The following is a 6,289-nucleotide window of genomic DNA, read 5'->3' as shown; positions in this document are numbered from 1 at the left end:
TTTATTTTATCTTTTGAAGAAAATTTAGCCATAAAAAATGCACCTCCAATTGTTAGTTATGTGTCTAACAATTGGGGTGCACTTCATAATGTGCGAGCTTTTTTATACTTATAAAATACTTATCGTTTTCCTTTTTCATAAGGAGTTCCTAATGCTTTCGGAGCTTCAGAACGACCTACAAAACCAACAAGCGCTAATATTGTGAATACATATGGTAATATCGTTAATAAAACACTTGGAATTTGATCTAATACAGGAATTGTTCCGCCCGTTACACTTAGAGATTGCGCAAAACCAAAGAATAGAGCTGCACCTAATGCGCCTAGTGGATTCCACTTCCCAAAAATCATAGCAGCTAAAGCTAAGAAACCTTGTCCTGTAATAGTTGCCCCTGAGAAGTTATTAGAAATTGACATTGCAAAAATCGCTCCACCAATTCCAGCAAACACTCCTGAAATACAGACTCCAATATAACGCATTTTATATACATTAATCCCCATCGTATCCGCTGCCATTGGGTGTTCACCAACAGCACGTAGACGAAGACCGAACGGTGTTTTATAAATAACATACCAAACAACGAATGCTAAAATAATGGCAATATACGACGTTATTGGTACGTTCGAGAAAAATATTTTCCCTAAAACCGGAATATCCGAAAGGCCTGGAATATCAATCTTTTCAATACGATACTGAATAAAGTCAGTCTGCCCTTTATCAAAAATCTTCTTAATTGCAAATACTGTTAAACCAAGAGATAAGAAGTTAATGGCTACACCACTTACAACTTGATCTGCTCGGAATGTAATAGAAGCTACCGCATGAAGTAATGCAAATAATCCACTACCAATTGCCGCAAATAATAACGCAATCCATGGAGTCATCGTTCCCCAAGTATCACCCATCAATAAGTTTGTAACAACTCCAATAAATGCACCAAATAGCATTAGTCCTTCTAATCCGATATTTACAACACCCGATCGTTCACTAAATACACCACCTAGTGCTGTGAAAATGATAGGTGCCGATGTATATAACGTACCCGTCACAAGAATGGCTAATATATCTAAAAAGCTCATTTATTTCCCCTCCTTGCTCATGCGTGTAAGCGCCCATCTTAACACATAACTACATGCAACAAAGAAGATGATACATGCAATAATTACATTAATAAGCTCTGACGGTACATCTGCCTCAAAGTTCATTTGAGGGGAAGCACTTTTCAAACCACCAAATAATAAAGCTGAAAGGATTATACCAAACGGATTATTCCCTCCAAGTAATGCTACGGCAATCCCATCAAATCCTACTCCTGTAAACGAAGACATCGCTGTCATACTCTGGAATGTCCCTAATCCTTCCATCGCTCCACCAATCCCCGCAAATGCACCAGCAATTGTCATAGAGAATACTACATTACGAGAAACTTTCATACCTGCATATTGAGAAGCATGCTGATTAAATCCTACAGACTTTAATTCGTAACCTAAAGTTGTTCGATCTAATAAGAACCACATTAAAATAGCGATTAAAATTGCTATAATAATTCCCCAGTGTAGACGTGAACCATCAGTAATAGAAGCAAGCCAGTCTGAAGATAGTGACGCACTCTCTTTAATATCATACGTTTTGTCATTACCCGCATGTAAGAAACGCTTAATGATGTCATACGTTACATACAACGCAATATAGTTCATCATAATAGTTACAATAACCTCATTCACTTGAAACTTCCCTTTTAAATATCCCGGAATGAAGCCCCAAATTCCGCCCACCAATGCGGCAAATAAAATCGATAATGGAATATGAAGGAACGCTGGTAGTGAGACTGCATAACCGAACCAAACCGCTGCAAGCCAACCAACTAACAATTGACCCTCTACCCCGATATTAAATAAACCTGTACGAAATGCAAACGCCACCGATAAGCCAGCAAGAATAAGCGGTATCATTGTACGGAGCGTTTCACCAATCGCACTTGCGCTGCCGAACATTCCTGTCCAAAGTGCACTATAACCAACAATTGGATCATAGCCACTAACTAGCATTACAATCGCTCCTACAAGTAAGCCGAAAATAACGGATAGTACTGGGACTAAAATATTTATCGTTCGTTCTGTTAAAAGCTTTTTAGCCATTTGTACCCACCTGCTCCTTCTTTGTTCCTCCAGCCATTAACAATCCAAGCTGTTGTTCATTCGTTTCTTTCGCATCAACTATTGCTACAATTTCCCCTTCATAAATAACAGCAATTCGATCGCTAACATTTAAGATTTCATCTAACTCTAATGATAAAAGTAATACACCTTTTCCTTTATCCCTTTGCTCTATTAATCTCTTATGAATAAATTCAATTGCTCCTACATCTAAACCACGTGTTGGCTGTGCCGCAATTAATAAATCTGGATTTCGGTCTACTTCACGTGCAATAATTGCTTTTTGTTGATTCCCCCCAGATAGAGCGCGTGCTAACGTTTGCTCACTAGGTGTACGTACATCAAACTGTTCAATAAGAGCCTTTGCTTTTTCTGTAATTTTGCTGAAATTTAAAATCCCTTTCTTTGAAAACGGATTTTTATAGTACGTTTGAAGAACTATATTATCTCTAACAGAAAAATCAAGAACGAGTCCGTGTTTATGACGATCTTCTGGAATATGACCAATTCCTTCTTCTGTTATTCTTCTAACAGGCCAATTTGTTATTTCTTTTCCTTTAATTGCAATAGAACCTGACTCAACTTTTCGTAAACCAGTAATCGCTTCTATTAATTCACTTTGTCCGTTTCCATCAATCCCTGCAATCCCAACAATTTCCCCCGCACGAACAGTTAAGTCAAGGCCTTTTACAGCAGGTAGTTGACGTGCATCGTGAACAACAAGGTTTGCAATTGAAAGTACCTCTTCTTTTGGCTTCGCGTCTATTTTTTCTGTTTTAAAATTCACTTGACGTCCGACCATTAATTCTGCAAGTTTATTTTCATCCGTATTTGCAACGTCAACCGTTCCAATCCCTTTTCCTTTACGAATAATCGTACAACGATCGCAAACTTCCATAATTTCTTTCAACTTATGTGTAATAAGAACAATAGATTTTCCTTCTTGTACAAGCTTTTTCATAATTTGAATTAGCTCATGAATTTCTTGTGGTGTTAACACAGCTGTCGGTTCATCAAATATTAAAATTTCTGCACCGCGGTAAAGAGTTTTCAAAATCTCAACACGCTGTTGCATACCAACTGAAATATCCTGTATTTTCGCATATGGATCTACAGCCAAACCATATTGTTCAGACAGTTTTTGAATTTCTTTAGCAGCATCCTCAACAGCAATTTTCCCTTTTTTCTTCGGTTCATTTCCGAGAATAATATTCTCTGTAACTGTAAAATTATGAACAAGCATAAAGTGTTGATGGACCATTCCAATACCAAGGTCATTTGCTATATTCGGATTTGTGATTTTTACAGGTTTACCTTTAATTTTAATTTCACCCTGCTCTGGTTGGTACAAACCAAATAGTACATTCATCAATGTGGATTTCCCTGCACCATTTTCTCCAAGTAAAGCATGTATCTCACCCTGCTTTACTTGCAGCGTAATATCATCATTCGCTACAATGCCTGGGAATACTTTCGTAATGTTATTCATCTCAATTACGTATTCCATTGTGTTCCTCCTTTTAACAGGGAACATTCCCTATTACACTATTAACTTATTAAGCAATTCGGAAGTTTTATACATACAAAGGTTAGTTCTATGAACTAACCTTTGCTATTTCTCTATTTATTTTTTTAGAGAAGCTTCGTATTCTTTATACTCTTTATCTGTAGCTGGCACTTTAATTTCACCGGCTGTAATTTTCTTTTCAAGCTCTTCTACTTTTGTTAAAATTTCAGGGTTAACTTTTTTCACGTTATCAGTTGTTTTTGAAATACCAATACCGTCATCTTTTAAGCCAAACTCTTCAATTTTCCCACCTTTTAAATTCCCATCTTTTGCTTCTTTAGCTACTTTTTCTACTGCTACATCAACACGTTTAATCATTGAAGTTAATGTTACATTTTCAGGCATACCTTCTTGATGTTGGTCACGGTCAACACCGATTACCCAAACATTTTCACCTTTTTTCTTACGGTTTTTCGCTTCTGTGAACACACCGTTACCTGTACCACCAGCAGCATGATAAATTGCGTCTACGCCTTGACCATACATTGCTGAAGCAAGAACTGTACCTTTTTCAGGCTTATCGAATGCTTCTGCATATTCAGATACGATTTCAATGTTTGGATTTACTGCCTTTGCACCAGCTTTAAATCCATTTTCAAATTTACTAATTAAATCACTTTTCATTCCACCAACAAATCCTACTTTATTTGATTTTGTTGACATAGCTGCTACCGCACCTACAAGGAATGATCCTTCATGATCTTTAAACGTAATGCTCGTTACGTTCGGTGCATCTACAACAGTATCTACGATTGCAAATTGTTGTTTTGACGATTCTTTTGCTACTTCTTTAATTGCACCCTCTAATTTATAACCAATTCCGAATGTTAAATCATATTTATCTTTCGAGAATTTTTTTAAATTTGGAATATAATCAGCTTCTTTTTCAGACTGAAGGTAACGATAATTTGTCTTTTCTTTTAAACCATTATCTTTACCAAACTTTTGTAACCCTTCCCAAGAAGATTGGTTAAATGACTTATCATCAACGCCCCCAACATCCGTTACGAGACCAACCTTGAAGTCTTTATTGTCTTTCGTGTCTTTCTTGTCACTGCTCGCCTTATCCGAGTTACCACATGCACCTAAAACTGTACTTGCTGCTAATATTAATGATAATAAAAGGCCTGCTTTTTTCTTCATACTAGAAACCCCTCCAAAAATGATATATATTTATTCTTACGCTGCTGTTCCTTACTTCTTGCTGTCACCTCCCTAAAAAGGAATTTACCTACATACGCTTTCTTAATACGTGGAAGCTAAATTTATCAGCTCTAAAGTAATTGATAGAATATAAGATTGGCTCATCATTTTGATCATAGTGCATTTGTTTTAATACAAGCAGTGCTGTTTCAGGCTCACATTCTAAAATCGGTGAAATTTTAGGGTGATAGCCAATTGGCTCAATGTGAGCAACCGCATATGTTATGCGCTTATGTGTGTTATTATGTATCACCGTTAATAATGATTCCTCATTGTAACCCGATAAATCTGGCAATATTTCTTTTGCAAGTTTATCGATACAATACACAACAGGTTCCCCATCTGCTGTACGCACGCGTTCAATCATCACTGCATTAAAACCATCTTCACTATTAAACTTCTCTTTTTCCTCTTCTGTTAAAGTTGTAGTAGATGATGATAAAAAGATTGTTCCTGGTGTTTTCCCCACACTAGAAATCATATCTGTAATACTAGAAAGTTGTTCTATTCCAGAAGAAAATAATGGCTTTGCATTTACAAATGTCCCTACACCATGTCTACGAATGACAACATTTTCTTCTTCTAAAATACGCAACGCTTCCCTTAAAGTCGCTCTACTTACGCCAAGTTCTTTCGCTAAATCAAACTCTGATGGTAACTTTTGTCGTTCTTTATACGCCCCATCTTTAATTTTTTCTTTGATGTGATCAATCACCCGTAGATATAGGTGACGACTATCGGATTTTACTGACATAAGACTCCCCCGCATTTCAATTATTCGACCTCTGATGTAAGACTTCTTTTCTCTTTTTTCAACTTACAACATAGTACAAATGACTATCCACCAAAATAAGTATAATTGTCGAATAAATAATAATAATTTTTTTAAATAAAATTTTCACTCTTTATTGCATAAAAAAAACTTTGCACCATAAACATTCCTCATTTCGAGAAAAAGTTCGGCACAAAGATCCTTTACATCCTTTGTTACACACTTTTCCTCTCATAGTCTAGCAATTCATGGTTGCCAGGTAGAAACTTATGGACCTTATCTCCAAGATTATATGAGGCAGTGATTCTTTTCGAAGTAATCTTACCACTTGCTCTCATACGTGTCAACAAAATCTAACATTTTTCTGCATTAAATATCGAACATTTACATAAAACATACTCAAAGTATTCGTATTCTAAAGAGCGACCCTAAATGTAAGCCCTTTCTTTATTACTGAGTATAGTATATAACAAAAACACTATATAAAAAAGCCTAATTGTAAATGAAGTGCACCCCAATTGTTAGACACATAACTAACAATTGGAGGTGCATTTTTTATGGCTAAATTTTCTTCAAAAGATAAAATAAAAG

Annotated in this window: 5 protein-coding genes and 1 riboswitch; all 5 genes read right to left on the bottom strand. The window is 36.1% G+C overall.

Annotation, left to right across the window (positions count from 1 at the left end; all coding sequences use genetic code 11):
• Positions 1-119: 119 nt before the first annotated feature.
• Entirely contained in the window at positions 120-1,079 is a 960-nt protein-coding gene (locus MR169_RS27680) for an ABC transporter permease (RefSeq protein ID WP_000008857.1), read from the bottom strand.
• The gene (locus MR169_RS27675; protein ID WP_086392607.1) at positions 1,080-2,138 is read right to left on the bottom strand and encodes an ABC transporter permease; all 1,059 of its coding nucleotides are present in this window, start codon (positions 2,136-2,138) and stop codon (positions 1,080-1,082) included.
• Positions 2,131-3,663, bottom strand: a complete 1,533-nt coding sequence (locus tag MR169_RS27670; RefSeq protein ID WP_000456907.1) for an ABC transporter ATP-binding protein — start codon at positions 3,661-3,663, stop codon at positions 2,131-2,133. The genes MR169_RS27675 and MR169_RS27670 overlap by 8 nt, the downstream gene beginning before the upstream one ends.
• Before the next feature lie 117 nt (positions 3,664-3,780).
• Positions 3,781-4,866, bottom strand: a complete 1,086-nt coding sequence (locus tag MR169_RS27665; protein WP_242320377.1) for a BMP family lipoprotein — start codon at positions 4,864-4,866, stop codon at positions 3,781-3,783.
• An 88-nt stretch (positions 4,867-4,954) separates the two neighbouring features.
• Positions 4,955-5,680 carry a GntR family transcriptional regulator gene (locus MR169_RS27660; RefSeq protein WP_000114182.1) on the bottom strand — a complete coding sequence of 242 codons (726 nt, stop codon included), beginning with the start codon at positions 5,678-5,680 and terminating at the stop codon, positions 4,955-4,957.
• A gap of 232 nt (positions 5,681-5,912) precedes the next feature.
• Positions 5,913-6,014, bottom strand: a riboswitch (purine riboswitch).
• Positions 6,015-6,289 lie beyond the last annotated feature (275 nt).

Origin of the sequence: Bacillus cereus group sp. BfR-BA-01349 (assembly GCF_022663795.1) — a bacterium.
GTDB lineage: Bacteria > Bacillota > Bacilli > Bacillales > Bacillaceae_G > Bacillus_A > Bacillus_A cereus.
This window is presented reverse-complemented; position numbering and strand designations above follow the sequence as displayed.